Origin of the sequence: Xanthomonas sp. WCS2018Noco2-27, from assembly GCF_031843525.1 — a bacterium.
GTDB lineage: Bacteria > Pseudomonadota > Gammaproteobacteria > Xanthomonadales > Xanthomonadaceae > Xanthomonas.
In genome coordinates this window covers 327,929-345,158 of the sequence record NZ_JAVTIK010000002.1, presented here as the reverse complement: position 1 = coordinate 345,158, position 17,230 = coordinate 327,929, and the positions used below count along the sequence as shown (strand labels likewise).

Sequence of the window (17,230 nt, the reverse complement as noted above, 5' to 3'; positions counted from 1 at the left end):
CGATGACACCCGGTCGAAGGACGGCCGGTTCGGACCAACCGCAGTCCATTCAACAGCGCCAGGATGGCGACAACGTCTTTCAGTAGTCTCAACATTCCTTAGGAAATCACACTCATGCGTCACCAGAAATCCGGTCGTAAGTTCAACCGCACCAGCGCGCACCGCGAAGCCATGTTCCGCAACATGGCGGCTTCGCTGTTCAAGCACGAGCTGATCAAGACCACCTTGCCGAAGGCCAAGGAACTGCGTCGCGTCGCCGAGCCGCTGATCACCATCGGCAAGGTCGATGGCGTGGCCAATCGTCGTCTGGCGTTTGCTCGCCTGCGCGACAAGGAAGCCGTGGGCAAGCTGTTCGTCGAACTGGGCCCGCGTTACGCGACCCGTCCCGGCGGCTACCTGCGCATCCTGAAGGCCGGCTTCCGTGCCGGTGACAATGCGCCGATGGCGTATGTCGAGCTGGTCGACCGTCCGGTCGTGGCAGAAGAAGTGGCCGAGTAATCGGATCGCTTCACACAGATTCTCGAAAAAGCCCGGCTCACGCCGGGCTTTTTTATTGGGGCGTTTGGATTATCGATGGACGCGGCATGGGGTGCGCGGTTGGTTTGGTGCGCTTACGTGGCGCTGCGGTACTGCCTGCGTGGGTTGAAGAATCCGCAAATTCGTGTCGCCTGGGTTTGAATGCAGAAATGCGAGTTTGGAGCCGGGGAAGTTGGAGTGTGTGGGATAGGCGAGGCGGTATTGGGGCGCTGGAGCGACGCGCCGCAGATCAAGTGAGAGCCATCAACGTCGTGGATGGGGCGTGGGTCGACGGCTTGTTTCCGGCATCCGTTGGGCTCCCAGGTACCTGGTGGAGAGCGCAGATGGGGAGGTGGCGGATTCCCCGTGTAACGCCTTCATCTGTGTCCGTGTCAGGCAGTTAGCGGTGATGTGGTCAATGTGCGTCACCTGTTCGTGCCCGACCCCAGTCACCATCCACGCCGAGCGATCTGGATGGCTCGCCATCCGGGAGGGTCGCCTGAGTGCTCTGCACCTAAGCGATAAAGCCGACAGCACCACAGAGGTGTTGCAGCGCTTCGCAGCAGGCGCTCCGTCAGACGCATGCATCCGTGGTCATGGCGGCGGTCATGGCTGATAATCGACGCCTTGGTCCTAGGCAAGCAGTCACGATGAATCCATTCCGTTGGGGTTTCCGGGCACAGTTTCTGTTGGGGTTTGTTGCTTGCGCAGGGCTGCTGGCCTACGCGATCTATGTGCAATTGCACCTGGGGCTCGAGCCTTGCCCGCTGTGTATTTTTCAGCGGATCGCGTTTGCCGCGCTGGCGGTGTTTTTCCTGCTGGGTGCGCTGCACGGGCCGCGTGCTGCCGGTGGGCGCAAGGTATATGGCGTGCTGAGTTTCATCGCCGCCGGTGTGGGTATGGGTATCGCGGCACGGCACGTCTGGGTGCAGATCCGGCCCAAGGACATGATGTCGTCATGCGGCCCGCCGCTGAGCTTTCTGAGCGAGACGATGGGGCCGTTCGAAGTGTTCCGCACCGTGCTGACCGGCACCGGGGATTGCGGCAACATCGACTGGCGGTTTCTGGGCCTGAGCATGCCGATGTGGAGCATGGTCTGGTTCGTGTCGCTGGCCTTGTGGGCGCTGTACGCCGGCTTCAAAGCACGCCGGACGTCTGTGCATCACTGACGGACGTTGATCGCCGGCGATCAACTGCTCCGATGACCGGGGCAGTAGGACCGCTGCGCGAAATCGCGTTCTGTAAGCAGTCCGCTTCTGTGCGCAGTGCGCTGCGCGCTCACTCTCCGCTTGCTGGCCGTTACTCGTCGCGTAAGCCTGTGCCGTGGGTTGCGCATAGGTGATGCGGCTGGTTTGGTTGAGCATGTCGCTTCCGTGAGGTCGGCCGATTGCGTCAGCGATGGCACCGGCACGCGCTGGTCGGCGCCTGGGCAAGGCGTTACGTTGATGGACGTTACGACGCGCCGAAGCGCTGAGCTTGAGCCAGGAACATGGCAGGGACAGGCGTTTGACTACTCAGATCCAATACCCTGATTTTCGTTGTGCCTGAAAAAGCAGAAGGACCCGGAATCGACCAGGTCCTTTTGCTGCGTTGCGCAGTTACCGGTGCGCCGCGTGTTGCGCTCAGAATGTCTGCTGCAGACTCAGGTAAACACCACGGCGCGGCGCCCATTGCGGGGCGAACACGCCGATGCCGCCGCCGTCGCGTAGCTGGTAGCTGCGATCGAGCACGTTGAGGACGGCCAGTTGCGCGTGCAGCGGATGCGCGGTAAGCGCGAAATCGTGCCCTGCGCTGAGATTCAACTGGAAGTACGAGGGCAGTTCGCCGCCATTGGGCACAGTGTCGGTATCGGTGCGCAAGCCGCTGCCGTAGAGGTAATTCGCACCGATCCGGCTGCTGTCGCTGATGGCGTAGTTGATGCCGCCGGAGGAGGTCAGCTTCTGGTCGTGGTCCAGATGGATCCAGTTGTTTTGCGCGTACGCCAATGCGTCCGGGTCGAAGTTGTACAGGCTGGTCAGGACCTGTTTGCCCATCGCCTTGCTGTAGGCCAGATTGAAATATGCGGTGACCGGGCCATTGCTGTAGTCAGCGCTGAACTCGGCACCACGGATGCGGCCGTTGCGGTAGTTGAAGGTGGAATAGACATAAGCGGCGCCGAACTGGCCTTCGTCCTGCAACCGGGCGGCTTTGCGGTAGTAAGTATCCAGGCCAAGGGTCAGGTGATCGCTCACCACTTGCGAGATGCCGAGGTCGTAGTAATCGCTGCGTTCGCTGAGCGGCGTGGTCGGTCCGCCGTCGGTGGACTGCTGGTTGGTGGTGCCGTCGTACAGCGCGATATCACTGGTAGAGATCAGCTCGCTGGCAGGCGGCGTGAAGTAGCGCGCGTAGCCCGCATGCACGGTGGTGCTGTCGCTTGCTGTCCAGACCACGCCCAGGCGCGGGCTGAGCTGGCCCTCGCTTGCCCCGAAGGCCTTGTAACGGTCGCCACGCACGCCGTAGTTGACGGTCCAGTCGTCGCCGATCTTCCATTCGTCCTGCAGATACAGCGCGTACGTGCTGGCGTGGAAGCGGCTGCCATCGGCAATGAACACCGGCACGTTGCTGCTCTGGTTGCCGTCGGTATCGGCCGGGAAGATAAAAGAATTGTTGCTGGCGATGGCGTGTTCAAAATTGCCGTACAGGCCATAGCGCAGCGTGTGCGCATTGCCCCAGGGCGTGGAGAAATCCGCCTGCACGGTGTTGGCGCGATTGCTGCGGTCCACCTGGGAGGCGATGCCGTTGAAGATCAGATCGCCAGCCACATCGGGCGAGAAGGCGACGCTGCTGTAACGCTGGCCAGCCGACAGCTGATAGCTGGTGTCGCCGAGCATGCCCTGCAGTGCCAAGGTGCCAAAACGGGTGGTTTCGCGCTGGTTTTCGTCCAGGCGCGAGGAATCGAAATCGGTGGTGCCGAGGTAATCGAACGCCGGAGTCTGGCCGGGATTATTGGGAATCTGAAAGCGATTGTTGGCATAGCCGACCAACAGGCTGAGGCGGGTATTTTCGTCGATCAGATAGCTCAGATCGGCAAAGCCTTTGCCCTGATGGGTCTTGTCGTGGTCGGGCGAGCGGCTGTCGATCGGGTTTTCCAGCCCGTGGCTGTTCTGTTCGTAGTCGCCGGTCACGAACCAGCTCCAGCGCCCACTGCTGCCCCACAGCGAGGCGTTTGGATTGACGGTGTCGTAGGAGCCGCCGGTGATGCCGACGCTGCCGCCATTGCCCAGCTCGGCGCCGTTCTTGGTGGTGATGTCCACAACTGCGGCGGTGCGGTCGCCGAACTGCGCGGGCAAGGCGCCATCGAGCAGTTTGAGGTTCTTGATGATGCGCGGCTCCAGGCTCTGGCCGAAGCCGGAGATGGATTCGGGCAACATCACGCCATTGATGCGGTACTGCAGGTTGGCATGATCGCCGCGCACGTGAATGCCGCCGTACGAGTCCTGTACCACGCCCGGCGCTTGCAGCAGCACCTGGTTGAGCGGTGTGGAGGCGCCGAGTGGAAGGCGGTCGATGTCTTCGGCAGTGATGGTGTACTGGCTGCTGCCGATATCCGGGGACAAGGCGTTGCGCGCCGCCTCGAGCTTGGCGATGACGTTGACGGTGTCCAAATCGGTGGTTTGGTCGGCAACGGCATCTGCGGCGATTGCGGTACCGGCACAGGAAGACAGCAGGATGGAAACGATGGCGGCTGGGAGGCGGCGAGGGGTCATGGCGGTCGCAGGACGGCTAGGGAGGAGGGTGTTACCTCGTAACATTCTGCTTACGGGCGGGCGCTAGCGTAGGCCGAAAGTCATGCCTGGCCCGACGGCTTTGCTTGCGGTTCAGTCGCTCGCAACCGCTTGGCAGGCATTGCCGCGCCAACAGTGCTTTCGTCCCTGGGCGGCATCGGTGCAGAGCGCTTTGCGGGACGCGCCGGCTCTGCCACCATCGCAGGCTGTCCAGGAGTGCTGTTGCCATGAATCTTTCCGCCCCTTCTCCCGTTTCCGATTCCGCTGCCTCGGCGTGGGCGCCCGGTAGCTGGCGTGGCAAACCCGCGCTGCAGCTGCCGGTGTATCCGGATCAAGCCGCACTGCAGAGCGCCATGGACGAGTTGGGGCAGTTGCCACCGTTGGTGACCTCCTGGGAGATCTTCGCGCTCAAACGCCAGCTGGCAGAAGCGCAGGAGGGCAAGCGCTTCCTGCTGCAGGGCGGCGATTGCGCGGAGAACTTCAGCGATTGCGAGTCGGGCACGATCTCCAATCGGCTGAAAGTGCTGCTGCAAATGAGCCTGGTGCTGGTGCATGGCCTGCACCTGCCGGTGGTGCGGGTAGGGCGCTTTGCCGGGCAGTACGCCAAGCCGCGATCGGCCGATACCGAAACGCGCGATGGCGTGACCTTGCCCAGCTACCGCGGCGATGTGATCAATGCGCCGGCCTTCACCGAGGCGGCGCGTGTGCCTGATCCGCGCCGCATGATCACCGCGCACTCGCGTTCGGCGATGACGATGAACTTCGTACGCGCGTTGATCGATGGAGGCTTCGCCGACCTGCATCACCCCGAATACTGGAATCTGGATTGGGTGGGCTATTCGCCGCTGGCGGCGGACTACCAGAAGATGGTTGCGTCGATCGGCGATGCAGTGCGCTTCATGGAAACCCTGTCCGGATCGGAGGTGTACAACCTCAATCGCATCGATTTCTATACGTCTCACGAAGCATTGTTGCTGCCGTACGAAGAAGGCCTGACCCGGCAGGTGCCGCGCCAGTGGGGCTGGTTCAATCTCAGCACGCATTACCCATGGATTGGCATGCGTACCGCGGCGCTGGATGGCGCGCACGTGGAGTATCTGCGTGGCGTGCGCAATCCGATCGCGATCAAGGTGGGACCGTCGGTGCAGCCGGACCAGTTGCTGCGCCTGATCGATGTGCTCAATCCGGAAGACGAACCTGGCCGCCTGAGTTTCATTCATCGCATGGGTGCCACGCAGATTGCCGAGAAACTGCCGCCGTTGCTGGATGCGGTCAAGCGCGATGGCCGACGCGTGCTATGGGTCTGCGATGCGATGCATGGCAACACCGAAAGCACCGGAAATGGCTATAAAACAAGGCGTTTCGACAATATTCGCAGCGAAGTGGAAACCTCGTTCGATCTGCATGCGGCGGCCGGCACGCGGCTGGGTGGCGTGCATCTGGAACTCACCGGCGAAGATGTCACCGAATGCACTGGCGGCGCGCGCGAGTTGACCGAGCGCGATCTGGAGCGTGCGTATCGCTCCAGCGTGGACCCGCGCTTGAACTACGAGCAGTCGCTGGAAATCGCGATGGCGATCGTGCGCAAGCAGCAACAGGTGGCATCGCAGCCGCTGGGCGCATGAAGTCACTGTGCGTATGACGTGATGCTCATGCCGCATGCGGCATGCTCTTGCAGCCATCCCTCTTTCCCCCCACAGGAGGAACGGTTTGACTGCCGATTGGAACGTCATCCGCGAATACGCAATCCCGCTGGGCGCCGCGCTGCTGGCGGGCGTCGTTACCTGGTCGCTGATGCTGTGGCTGTTTCGCCGCATGCAGGGCCGCGATTACCGTCGCGCACGCATCATTCGCGTGGTCACGCTGCCGGCGGCCTTTATTCTGCCGCTGCTGTTTCTGGGTATCGCCACCGAGGCCACGCCGTTATCCGGCAAGGCGCTGGCCGCGGTGCAGCACTTGTTGCATGTCGGCATTGTCGGCTGCGTCACCTGGTTGTTGGTGCGTGCGGTCGCCGCCGGCGAAATGGCGATCCTGCGCAGCAATCCGATCGAGGTGTCGGACAATCTCACCGCGCGGCGTATCCAGACCCAGACACGGGTCTTGAGTCGCGTGGTGATGGGCACGGTGATCCTGCTCGGTATCTCGGTGGTGCTGCTCGGTTTTGAGCAGGTGCGCCAGATCGGCAAGACGCTGCTGGCGTCGGCGGGGATCATCGGGCTGGTGGCCGGTATTGCGGCCAAGCCGGTGTTCGGCAACCTGATCGCCGGCTTGCAGATTGCGCTGACTCAGCCGATCCGCCTGGATGACGTGGTGATCGTGGAAGGGGAATGGGGCCGTATCGAAGAGATCGGCAGCTCGTACGTGGTGGTGCGGATCTGGGACGAACGGCGCATGGTGGTCCCGTTGACCTGGTTCATCGAAAACCCGTTTCAGAACTGGACGCGCGCCAGTGCGGACCTGCTCGGTACCGCGTTCCTGTGGCTGGATTACCGCACGCCGATTGCGGCAGTGCGCGCGGAACTGGAACGCATCTGCCACAGCGAGCCGTTATGGGATGGGCGCGTCTGCGTCACCCAGATCACCGACACCAGCGACAACACCATCCAGGTGCGTTTGCTGGTGAGCGCGCGCAATTCCGGCGATGCGTTCGATCTGCGTTGCTTGGTGCGCGAACGCATGATCGATTTTCTGACCCGCGAGCACGCCTACGCGCTGCCCAGAATCCGCGCCGAGATTGCAACGCAGGAAAAACCGTCATCAGGCGCGAAGGAGCCGATCGCACCGGACAGCGTGCGTTCGCCAGGTGCAGAAGACGGCGAGCCTGCGGCTTCGATCTAGCTGTGCCTGCCGACAGGCTGCGGCAGGTTCGGTTGTGCGGCGTGCGGCATGCGTATCAATCGATGACCAGTGCTGCTTTACGGATTCTCAGTCAGTCGGGCGCCTTCGGCTGCGGTGCGGCCGGTGCCGCCGGCGATGCGCTGGGCGCATAGCTGGGCGCAAATCGCGCGTGGCTGCGTTGCTCATAGGCGTAGGCCAGTTCGATCAGGCGCGGCTCGCTCCAGGCGGTGCCCATGAACAGCAATCCGAGCGGCAGACCCTGGGTCTGCCCCATCGGCACGTTCAGGCTGGGATACCCGGCCACTGCTGCGGCGCCGTAGCCGGCACCGGGAAAGGTGTCGCCCTTGCCGAGCGTGGTGACCCAGGCAGCGCCGGTGGTCGGCACGATCAGTGCGTCCAGGCGGTCGGCTTTCAGGGCTGCGTCGATGCCTTGCTCGCCAGCGAGCCGCCTGGCGCTGGCGCGCGCGCTCAAATAGCCCGGGTCCTTCAGGCCGGGCGCAGCCTGCGCCTGTTCGAACAATTCCTGTCCGAAGTAGGGCATTTCACGCTGTGCATTGGCGCGATTGAAGGCGATCAGCGCGTCCAGATCTTTGATCGGCGCAGCGTGGCTGCGCAGATAGGCATTCAAACCGGCCTTGAATTCGACCAGTAAGACCGTCTGCTCAGCAGCATCCCACTTGCCATCCGTGACCAGGGCGGTCTCAACTACCGTGGCGCCGGCCGCGCGCAAGGTCTGTACGGCGCGATCCAAAGCTGCGGCGATCGCGGGATCCTCGCGCAGTGGATTGCGCAGCAGGCCCAGACGCGCGCCGCGCAGGCCATCGGGCTTGAGGTGGGCGAGATAGTTTGGTGTGGACGACGGCGCATGGCGCGTGGCCGGGTCCTGCGGATCGGGCGCGGCGATCGCCTGCAGCAGCGCGGCGGCGTCGGCGACGCTGCGGGTCATCGGGCCGGCGGTGTCCTGGCTGGCCGAGATCGGAATGATGCCGTCGCGGCTGACCAGGCCGACGGTGGGTTTGAGCCCGACCAGGCCATTGACCGCAGCCGGGCAGGTGATGCTGCCGTCAGTTTCGGTGCCGATGCCTACCGTGGCCAGGCTGGCAGCGATTGCTGCGCCGGTGCCGGCGCTGGAGCCGCACGGATTGCGATCCAGCGCATAGGGATTGCGGGTCAGCCCGCCGCGGGCGCTCCAGCCGGAGCTGGACTGGGTGGAACGGAAGTTGGCCCATTCGCTCAGGTTGGTCTTGCCCAGGATCACCGCACCGGCCGCGCGCAGGCGCTGCACCAGAAACGCATCGCGAGCAGGGCGAAACTCGGCCAGTGCCAGCGAGCCTGCACTGTTGACCATCGGCAGCGCGTCGATGTTGTCCTTGAGCAGCACCGGGATGCCGTGCAGCGGTCCGCGCACGCGGCCGGCGGCACGTTCTGCGTCCAGGGTGCGGGCGTCCGTTTCGGCCTGCGCATTGCGCTCGATCACGGCGTTGAGCGTGGGGCCGGCGCGGTCGATGGTCTCGATGCGCTGCAGATAGGCGCGCGTCAGTGCCAGGCTGGTGGTGTCGCCACGGGCCATGCGCGCTTGCAGGCCGGCGACGTCGGCATCGATCAGGTCGAGCGGTTTGGCAGCCGAAGCGGCGTCGGTTGCCGGACGCATCGTGTCATCGGCATGCGCACAGCCGCACAACGCCAGCAGCAGCGCAAAAGACAGGGTGGTGGAGCGCATGGTGGTTTTCCGCGGGGACTTTCCGCAGGCTAACGTCGCTGCGTCGGGGTGACAACGTGATCGCGCGCCCGTGGACGGGCAGGCAGGGTCAGCGACGTCGGCGCTTGACCAGATCGCGTGCCAGTACGCCGACCACGATCAGGTTGATCGCCAGCACGGCCCAAGCGGTCCAGCCAGGATGGCGGACGATGGCGTAGATATCGAAGGGCAGATAGATGGCCGCCGACAGGCAGCCCAGTACCGAGGCCCAGGCCTTGGCACGCCACAGACCCCAGGCTTCCACCACATGCAGCAGGCCGTAGGCCAGCATTGCGGCGGCCGCCAGATGCACCGCATCGGGGCTGATGGTCTTGAGTAACGACGGCAATGCGCCGTGGTCCGGATCTAGGTTGAAGCGGCGAATCAGCGTACTGACCGCATGTTGCAGCGGGAGCGGGCCCAGAATTTCCAGGCCCGTCGCCGCCAATAGCGCAAGCCCGCCCTTGACCGCCTCTAGCAAGGCGATCGCGTGGAGGCCCGGATGCGCGCGCGGATCCGGGCTGTAAGGCTTGTTGCTCACGACTGTGGCTTAGTCAGTAACTCAGCCGGAACGGCCAGAGCGCTTACGGTCGCTTTCGGTCAAACCCTTCTTGCGCAGACGGATTTCCTTCGGGGTGACTTCGACCAGCTCGTCGTCCTCGATGAAGTCCAGTGCCTGCTCCAGCGTGTACTTGATCGCAGGGGTCAGCTTGATCGCATCGTCCTTGCCCGAAGCACGCATGTTGGTCAGCGGCTTGGTCTTGATCGCGTTGACGGTCAGATCGTTGTCCTTGGAGTGGATACCGATCAGCTGACCTTCGTACACGTTGTCGCCTTCAGCGGCGAACAGACGGCCACGCTCTTCCAACGGCCCCAGCGCATAGGCCGGAGTGGCGCCCGGTGCGTTGGCAATCATCACGCCGTTCTGGCGCTTGGCGATGGCGCCCTGTTCCTTCGGGCCGTAATGGTCGAAAACGTGGAACAGCAGGCCCGAGCCCTGGGTCAGGGTGCGGAACTCGTTCTGGAAGCCGATCAAGCCACGCGCCGGGATCATGTAATCCAGACGCACGCGGCCCTTGCCGTCCGACTCCATGTTCTTCAGCTGGCCCTTGCGGCTGCCCAGCTTTTCCATCACGCCGCCCTGGTGCTGTTCTTCGATGTCCACCACGAGCTGTTCGATCGGCTCCATCTGCTTGCCGTCGATCTCCTTGATGATCACTTCCGGACGCGACACGGCCAGTTCGTAGCCTTCACGACGCATGTTTTCGATCAGCACCGACAGATGCAGTTCGCCACGGCCGGAGACCAGGAACTTGTCGGCGTCGGAACCTTCCTCGACCTTCAGTGCCACGTTGTGCACCTGCTCGCGGTCCAGACGATCGCGCAGCTGGCGGCTGGTCAGGAACTTGCCACCGGACAGGTCCTTGTTGCCGGCGAACGGCGAGTTGTTGACCTGGAAGGTCATCGAGATGGTCGGCTCGTCCACGGTCAGCGGCGGCAGGCCTTCCGGGGCGTCAAGCGCACACACGGTGTCGGAGATGGTCAGCTCGGCCACGCCGGAGATGGCGACGATGTCGCCGGCCTCGGCGGTGTCCTGCTCGATGCGCTCCAGGCCGAGGAAGCCCAGCACCTGCAGCACCTTGCCCTGACGCTTCTTGCCTTCGCGGTCGATCACGCTGACCGGCATGTTCTTCTTCAACACGCCGCGCTGGATGCGGCCGATGCCGATCACACCGACAAAATTGTTGTAATCCAGCTGGCTGATGCGCATCTGGAACGGGCCGTCCGGATCAACGTCCGGTGCCGACACGTGCTGCATGATCGCTTCGTACAGCGGGGTCATGTCGCCGTCGCGCACGTCCGAATCCAGGCTGGCGTAGCCGTTCAATGCGGAGGTGTAGACGATCGGGAAGTCCAGCTGCTCGTCGGTTGCGCCGAGCTTGTCGAACAGGTCGAACACCTGGTCGATCACCCAGTCCGGACGTGCGCCGGGACGGTCGATCTTGTTGACCACCACGATCGGCTTGAAGCCCATCGCAAAGGCCTTCTGGGTCACGAAGCGCGTCTGCGGCATCGGGCCGTCCATCGCGTCGACCAGGATCAGCACCGAGTCCACCATCGACAGCACGCGCTCGACTTCGCCACCGAAGTCGGCGTGTCCCGGGGTGTCGACGATGTTAATGCGGTTGCCCTGCCAGGTGATGGCCGTGTTCTTGGCCAGGATCGTGATGCCACGTTCCTTTTCCTGATCATTGCTGTCCATCACACGCTCAGCCAAGACGGTGCGTTCGGACAGGGTGCCGGACTGCTTCAGCAGGCAGTCGACGAGGGTGGTCTTGCCATGGTCGACGTGCGCGACGATGGCGATATTGCGGAGTTTTTCAATGGACATGCGGAAAGGGCCCCTGTCTGGCGCCAGTCTTGAGATGAGGTAAGCCGAATATTATAGCGGTTTCGTTGCGCTGCCGTTGCGGATTAGCTGAAGGCAATTCAGATCCCCCATTCAGGCAGCGTGACGGCGGGCGGATCCAGGCCCGGCGACGGCCTTGGACCATGGTCGTAACTGCGCGGTCGTCCACGCGCCCGGGTGTATCCTAATGGGCTGTTGATCACCCCAGAACCTGCAAGGATTTCCATGTCCCTGATCGCCACTTTCGACACGTCCCGCGGCCCGATCGTTGTTGAGCTGTACCCGGAGAAGGCACCGCTCACCGTCGCCAACTTCGTCAACTTGGCCAAGCGCGGCTTCTACAACGGCCTGAGCTTCCACCGCGTCATCGCCGACTTCATGGTCCAGGGCGGTTGCCCGGAAGGTTCCGGCCGCGGCGGCCCGGGCTATCGCTTCGAAGACGAAACCAACAATGGCGTCGGCCACGAGCGCGGCGTGCTGTCCATGGCCAATGCCGGCCCGAACACCAATGGCAGCCAGTTTTTCATCACCCACACCGCCACCCCGTGGCTGGACGGCAAGCACACCGTGTTCGGCAAGGTTACCCAGGGCCTGGACGTGGTGGATAGCGTTGCCCAGGGCGACACCATCAACACGCTCACCATTGAAGGCGACACCGACGCCGTGCTGGCCGCCAAGGCCGACCGCGTTGCGGAGTGGAACAAGATCCTCGCCGCCTGATCGCACCCCATCGAACGGCCGCCATGTGCGGCCGTTTGCTTGTCAAAGCGCGCCGCCAGGCCTTGCGCCACGCCAGCGCGCGACCCCCACCAACGCTTTTTAGCAGAGGAAACACCCCATGAAAGCACCTGTTCGTGTTGCTGTGACCGGCGCTGCCGGCCAGATCGGCTACGCCCTGCTGTTCCGTATCGCTTCGGGCGAAATGCTGGGCAAGGATCAGCCGGTGATCCTGCAATTGCTGGAACTGTCCAACGAGAAGGCCCAGGCCGCGCTCAAGGGCGTGATGATGGAGCTGGAAGACTGCGCGTTCCCGCTGCTGGCCGGCATGGTCGGCACCGACGACGCCGAAGTGGCGTTCAAGGACATCGACGTGGCCCTGCTGGTCGGCGCGCGTCCGCGCGGCCCGGGCATGGAGCGCAAGGACCTGCTGCTGGAGAACGCCAAGATCTTCACCGCGCAGGGCGCGGCGTTGAACAAGGTGGCCAAGCGTGACGTCAAGGTGCTGGTGGTCGGTAACCCGGCCAACACCAATGCCTACATCGCAATGAAGTCGGCGCCGGATCTGAACCCGAAGAACTTCACCGCCATGCTGCGTCTGGACCACAACCGCGCCCTGAGCCAGCTCTCGCTCAAGCTCGGCAAGCCGGTCGGCGGCATCGAAAAGCTGGTGGTGTGGGGCAACCACAGCCCGACCATGTACCCGGACTACCGTTTCGCCACCTCCGATGGCGCGTCCATCGGCGATGCGATCAACGACCAGGAATGGAACGCGTCTACCTTTATCCCGACCGTGGGCAAGCGCGGCGCGGCGATCATCGAAGCGCGCGGCCTGTCGTCGGCCGCATCGGCTGCCAATGCCGCCATCGATCACGTGCGTGATTGGGTGCTGGGCAGCAACGGCAAGTGGGTCACCATGGGCGTGCCGTCCGACGGTTCCTACGGGATTCCGGAAGGCGTGATCTTCGGCTTCCCGGTGATCACCGAAAATGGCCAGTACACCCTGGTCAAGGATTTGCCGATCGACGACTTCAGCCAGAAGTACATCGACAAGACCCTGGCCGAGCTGGAAGAAGAGCGCAGCGGCGTGTCGCACCTGCTGGGCTGAGGTTCGCAGCTGTAGTTGCTACAAGAACGCCGGGCACTGCCCGGCGTTTTTTTGTCTGCATGCAGGCGATGAACGTGCATGCGGAGTTCGATCTGCTGCGATGGTCTGCGGGCGACACAGCGCGATGATCTGCACGCGCTGCGATGCGCTGCCTTATCGTGTGACGTGGCATCACGTCACCCGTTACACCGCAGTGCCGATTACGACAGACCTTCGGCGTTCAGCGCGGCCTGTACATCCGCATCGGCCTGCATGCGCTTGAAGAACGCATCCAGTGCGGTCAGGCCGCTGAGGTCCACGCCTGCCTTATTGGCCCAGCGCAAGGTCACGAACAGATAGGCATCGGCGCCGGTATGGCTGTCGCCGGCCAACCACTCGCGGCCCTGCAGATGCGCATCGACGCGCGTGTAGAGCGCGCGCAACTTGCTGCGTGCATCGTCGTGACTGCGCGCGATCAATGCCTCGTCCTGCAGATACGCGGTGCTGCCGAAGATCGGCTTGAAGGTCGGATGCACATCGGCATTCGAAAAGGCGATCCAGCGATTGATTTCGGCGCGGCTACGCGCACTGCCGTCACCGCCCAGGCTGGTGAGCGGCGCAACATCGGCGACGTAATTCAGGATGGCCGCGTTCTGGGTCAACGCCCAATCATCGACTACCAGCAACGGCACGGCGCCTGCGGGATTGAGCTGCAGATACTCGGGCGACTTCATGGTGGCTGCATCGACCACGACCAGGTCGAACGGCAGCCCGGACCAACGCAGCACAATGTGGTCTGCAAGTGAACAGGCGCCGGGCTTGGTGTATAGCTTCATGTGCATCCAGGGAGGACTAGGGGATGCAAGCTTAGCCGGGTTGGGCGGCCAGCTGTGCTGCCATGAGATCAACGGCAATGCGCTGTAACGCTCGGCGCACTGCGACCTGCAGCGCGACGTGTAGCGCACTGCGTAACGTGGAAAAGCGTTTTCGTTCGAGACGACATGGCCGCGTGCACTGACGCTGTTGCCGCGTCGATGGCGATCGCATCAGTGCTGCAATCGCGCACGTGCGGCGCGGCCGTTGTCATGGGCGAACAGCATTCGCTACGCGACGCAGCCGATCACATGGCCGGCGCCGATGTTGGGTGCTTGTTGTCGCGGTCGCGCCACAAATGCTGCGCGTCATCGGCGTCATACGAGTAGCGATTTGCCGGCAGCGCACAAGTGGCGCTTGCGTGCATCGCGAGACACCGTGCGTAGAGCTACGCACTGATCGGCTCGTGCGAAAACGCGGCGTTATCAGCCGAATGCGGTATCGCAACGGTGTGGACACGTTGCACCGCGATCAGCCCACGAGGTCGTTACGACGCAGTGCGCGGCCGCAACTTCTGCACGCGGTAGAACGTGTGATCGCCGATGGTGGCAACCTGATACGCATTCCGCCAACTCGGGCTAGCAATCGCGCTCGCGGCAAAGTGGCTGGCGCCAGGCACGATCTCCTTGCGCTGACCCACAGGCAACGCCCAGTTACGTTCTGCGGCGAGTGCAACGCCCAATGCCTTGTTCCAGGCATCGTCGTTCTTCAACTGCGTGCCCGGCGCGACGATTGTCGGTGCGAACTGCTTGCGTGCAGTGACTACCTCGCACATCGAGTCGCCCCACAAACCGCTATCCAGTCGACGCAACGCAACTTCCGCAACAGCCTGCTGGCCGCGCAAGGTCTGGTCGCGCGCTTCCAGATAAACGGTCGTGCTCAAACACAGCGAATCTGCAGCTGGCTGCGGCATCAACTGCGCCAGCCAGAATATCCAAATCATCTTCATACAACTCCTTGCTCCGTATGGGCCGGTTCGTAGAGCATCCAAAGTGGATGCACCAGTACGAAAGGCTTGGCGTCATGGGGAGGCGACCTGTCACGGGCCGCCCGGTCTTCGGTGAAAGAGAGATCTACCGAAGGTGCCCACCAAATGAGGTGGGTCAAAAAGTTGGCGCAAGGTAGGCGCCAATCACACAATCTTGGCTGAATGGGCGGGGTTGACGCGGGCTTGCCTCGGCTGCGTCTAGGTTGCGTCAGTGATGCCTCACGCATCGCACCATGCGATGCGCGTCGCATTCGCGCGGCGACAGGGGATCATGTGCGTTGGGTGTGTTTTGACATTACGCAGATGGCACACCTGGATCGTTGGTGAGTTCTGCTTTCACGCTGGCTGCACGCGTTATCTGGGAACGAAAAAAACAGTCATTGAATTCGGGTGTCGTTGAAGTGGACGCACACAAGCAGTCGCACGTTTTGTACGCGTCGGCGCCGCACATCCTGCGGCATTGTTGAGCGAGCAGTTGTCTGCCCATGTACGCATGAAGTGTCGTAGACGATTACAAAACTGCGCTGCTGCATCGGTGTCGCAACGATCTCCACGACCCTCTCGTCGCAATCATCATTTGCTCAACTGTAGCGAGATCTGCGCGGGGTCTTGTTGGCTGGGCGGATATCCGAGATCGCCACATCTTATGGCGTGGTCGTCGCGGTCATGCGTCATCAGTGATCGATGTACACGGCCCTATCTACGATCACGCGTATTGCTCAGATTCGCATGTTCGAGGTGGCGCAATGATTCGGACGATTGCGTGTCTTGATTGCGAACGTGGTGTTGGCTAATGCAGCGACTGGATCTGCATCGTGCTTCGGCAATGGCGGCTAACACGACAGTGACGCGTGCGTGTCTGGTGCGCACCAACGACACGTTTTCGCACGGTAATCGTCGAGGAAATGCGTAACGTGCAACTAGGTGTGCGCGGTCAAGTTTATAGCGGTGTCGGTGTTGTTTCTGCAGGCAATCGCCGTGCAAGCGAGAAGGCGCGGGTGCTCCAGGCCAGCAGCAGGCAGGCCAAGCCGCAGGCGATGGGCCCGAGCGCCATCGACCATGCCAGGGACTCTTGAGGTGCATCGTGGTCGTTGTAGAGATGGAGCAGCAGCCCGACCACAGCACTGCCTAGCGCAAGCGCAATCTGTGCGACGGCGGTCAGCATGGCAAAGCGGCGAGCTTGGTGCGCCGGGTCGTAGTGCATGGAGAGTTCGGCATGACGCGCCCACACCCAGTTCCCCACGCTGCCCGCCGCCATGCCCACGCCAAGGGCCAGTGCTGCATCCGGCCAGACGCTGCGCGTTGTTTGCAATGCAAACAGCAGCCCGCAGCCGACCAACGCGATACCGCTGTATCCCAGTCGCTGGCGCGCGCTGGTAGGCAGGCGCGCGGCCAGCGGTTGTACGACCACGGAGCCAATGGCGTAGCTGATCAGGAGCGCGCTACCCCAACGCTGCGAGATGACCAGCGTCTGCGCCAGATACGGCGCCAGTTTGGTAAACGTCGGCAAGGCCAGCGACAGCAGCGCAATCACCACTATCGGCAACAGTGGATGGCTACGCGACGATGCGATCGATCGATCGGCAGGTGGGCTACTAACGCGCTGCGTGTGCGTCTGCAGCGTCTGGCGCAGCCACCAGGACGAGGTCATTGCGATGGTACTCACCGTGCCCACAACCGTCATTGCAGTCGCGGCCCCAGCATGATGCCCTGTGTGCAACAGCAGCCCGATCGCTGCACTCATCAATAATGCGGCCAAGCCGCTGCCGATCAATCGCAGCGCACTCACGCCTTGCGCTCCGCGCCATGGCCAACGGCACAGTCCAAGCAACGTGTTCTGCGCGACGTCACCCATGGCGTAGGCCGCACGAAACGGCAGGCTGAGTAACAGCACGCAAGGCAGGCGTGCAGGTGGTGGCAACACCGGTACCAGAAACAACAACGACATCGTCACTGCCGCCAGCGACATGCCTCGCCATTGCACGCGCCCCGCCCATGCGAGGCTGACACCCGCACGCCAGCGGTGCGCAGCGAACACCCCCATGCCTGCACTGACGAGCAGCCCGGCTGCAACCGACAAGCCGGCAGCGGTTGCACTCAGTTCCACGTATTCGGTCAAGGCGAAGATCAGCAACAATTCGCCGGTGTACCAGAGCAGGCTTTTGCCGAAGTGTGCAGCCGTATACGCCAGCAACGTGTCCGTTGACAGGGGAGGGAGCAAGCGCGTTGTCGGTGACGTCCGCATCCGCCGCTTATAGCCCCGATCCAAGACAATAAGAAGAACGCTGCATGCCACGGC

General features: G+C 62.9%; 13 protein-coding genes. 6 read left to right on the top strand and 7 right to left on the bottom strand.

Features of this window, described 5'->3' with window-relative positions:
* Window positions 1-114 precede the first annotated feature (114 nt).
* Both rplQ and RQH86_RS06525 read left to right on the top strand, forming a co-directional pair.
* Entirely contained in the window at window positions 115-498 is a 384-nt protein-coding gene (rplQ, locus tag RQH86_RS06530; RefSeq protein WP_003486665.1) for a 50S ribosomal protein L17, read from the top strand.
* 668 nt (window positions 499-1,166) lie between these two features.
* Window positions 1,167-1,685, top strand: coding sequence for a disulfide bond formation protein B (locus RQH86_RS06525; protein ID WP_055846102.1), 519 nt, complete (start codon window positions 1,167-1,169; stop codon window positions 1,683-1,685).
* A gap of 453 nt (window positions 1,686-2,138) precedes the next feature.
* Here the strand turns inward: RQH86_RS06525 and RQH86_RS06520 are convergent, their stop codons facing one another.
* The gene (locus RQH86_RS06520) at window positions 2,139-4,262 is read right to left on the bottom strand and encodes a TonB-dependent receptor (RefSeq protein ID WP_311239730.1); all 2,124 of its coding nucleotides are present in this window, start codon (window positions 4,260-4,262) and stop codon (window positions 2,139-2,141) included.
* Window positions 4,263-4,507: 245 nt separating this feature from the next.
* On the opposite strand from RQH86_RS06520, the gene RQH86_RS06515 reads away from it, so the two are divergent.
* Together RQH86_RS06515 and RQH86_RS06510 are read left to right on the top strand one after the other, a co-directional pair.
* Window positions 4,508-5,905, top strand: a complete 1,398-nt coding sequence (locus RQH86_RS06515; RefSeq protein WP_115561491.1) for a 3-deoxy-7-phosphoheptulonate synthase class II — start codon at window positions 4,508-4,510, stop codon at window positions 5,903-5,905.
* An 85-nt stretch (window positions 5,906-5,990) separates the two neighbouring features.
* Entirely contained in the window at window positions 5,991-7,118 is a 1,128-nt protein-coding gene (locus RQH86_RS06510; RefSeq protein WP_115512406.1) for a mechanosensitive ion channel domain-containing protein, read from the top strand.
* Between the two features lie 91 nt (window positions 7,119-7,209).
* Here RQH86_RS06510 and RQH86_RS06505 read toward each other — a convergent pair whose 3' ends face one another.
* The 3 genes from RQH86_RS06505 to typA all read right to left on the bottom strand — a co-directional run bounded on the left by RQH86_RS06505 (window position 7,210) and on the right by typA (window position 11,248).
* Complete coding sequence (locus tag RQH86_RS06505) at window positions 7,210-8,823, bottom strand: amidase (RefSeq protein WP_311239731.1); 1,614 nt, start codon at window positions 8,821-8,823, stop codon at window positions 7,210-7,212.
* 103 nt (window positions 8,824-8,926) lie between these two features.
* Complete coding sequence (locus RQH86_RS06500) at window positions 8,927-9,397, bottom strand: DUF2127 domain-containing protein (RefSeq protein WP_055846090.1); 471 nt, start codon at window positions 9,395-9,397, stop codon at window positions 8,927-8,929.
* 21 nt (window positions 9,398-9,418) lie between these two features.
* Window positions 9,419-11,248 carry a translational GTPase TypA gene (typA, locus tag RQH86_RS06495; protein WP_055846087.1) on the bottom strand — a complete coding sequence of 610 codons (1,830 nt, stop codon included), beginning with the start codon at window positions 11,246-11,248 and terminating at the stop codon, window positions 9,419-9,421.
* A gap of 243 nt (window positions 11,249-11,491) precedes the next feature.
* Between typA and RQH86_RS06490 the strand changes: the two genes are divergently transcribed.
* Entirely contained in the window at window positions 11,492-11,986 is a 495-nt protein-coding gene (locus RQH86_RS06490; protein WP_055846084.1) for a peptidylprolyl isomerase, read from the top strand.
* Between the two features lie 118 nt (window positions 11,987-12,104).
* Window positions 12,105-13,091, top strand: a complete 987-nt coding sequence (locus tag RQH86_RS06485) for a malate dehydrogenase (protein ID WP_115512404.1) — start codon at window positions 12,105-12,107, stop codon at window positions 13,089-13,091.
* 200 nt (window positions 13,092-13,291) lie between these two features.
* Here the strand turns inward: RQH86_RS06485 and RQH86_RS06480 are convergent, their stop codons facing one another.
* The 3 genes from RQH86_RS06480 to RQH86_RS06470 all read right to left on the bottom strand — a co-directional run bounded on the left by RQH86_RS06480 (window position 13,292) and on the right by RQH86_RS06470 (window position 17,152).
* Window positions 13,292-13,906: a glutathione binding-like protein gene (locus tag RQH86_RS06480; protein ID WP_311239729.1), complete on the bottom strand. Its 615-nt coding sequence runs from the start codon at window positions 13,904-13,906 to the stop codon at window positions 13,292-13,294.
* 524 nt (window positions 13,907-14,430) lie between these two features.
* Window positions 14,431-14,892 (bottom strand): cell wall hydrolase, encoded by a 462-nt coding sequence (locus RQH86_RS06475; RefSeq protein WP_055846073.1) that lies wholly within the window; start codon window positions 14,890-14,892, stop codon window positions 14,431-14,433.
* Between the two features lie 979 nt (window positions 14,893-15,871).
* On the bottom strand, window positions 15,872-17,152 hold the full coding sequence (locus RQH86_RS06470) for an MFS transporter (protein ID WP_311239728.1): 1,281 nt from the start codon (window positions 17,150-17,152) through the stop codon (window positions 15,872-15,874).
* Between the last annotated feature and the right edge of the window lie 78 nt (window positions 17,153-17,230).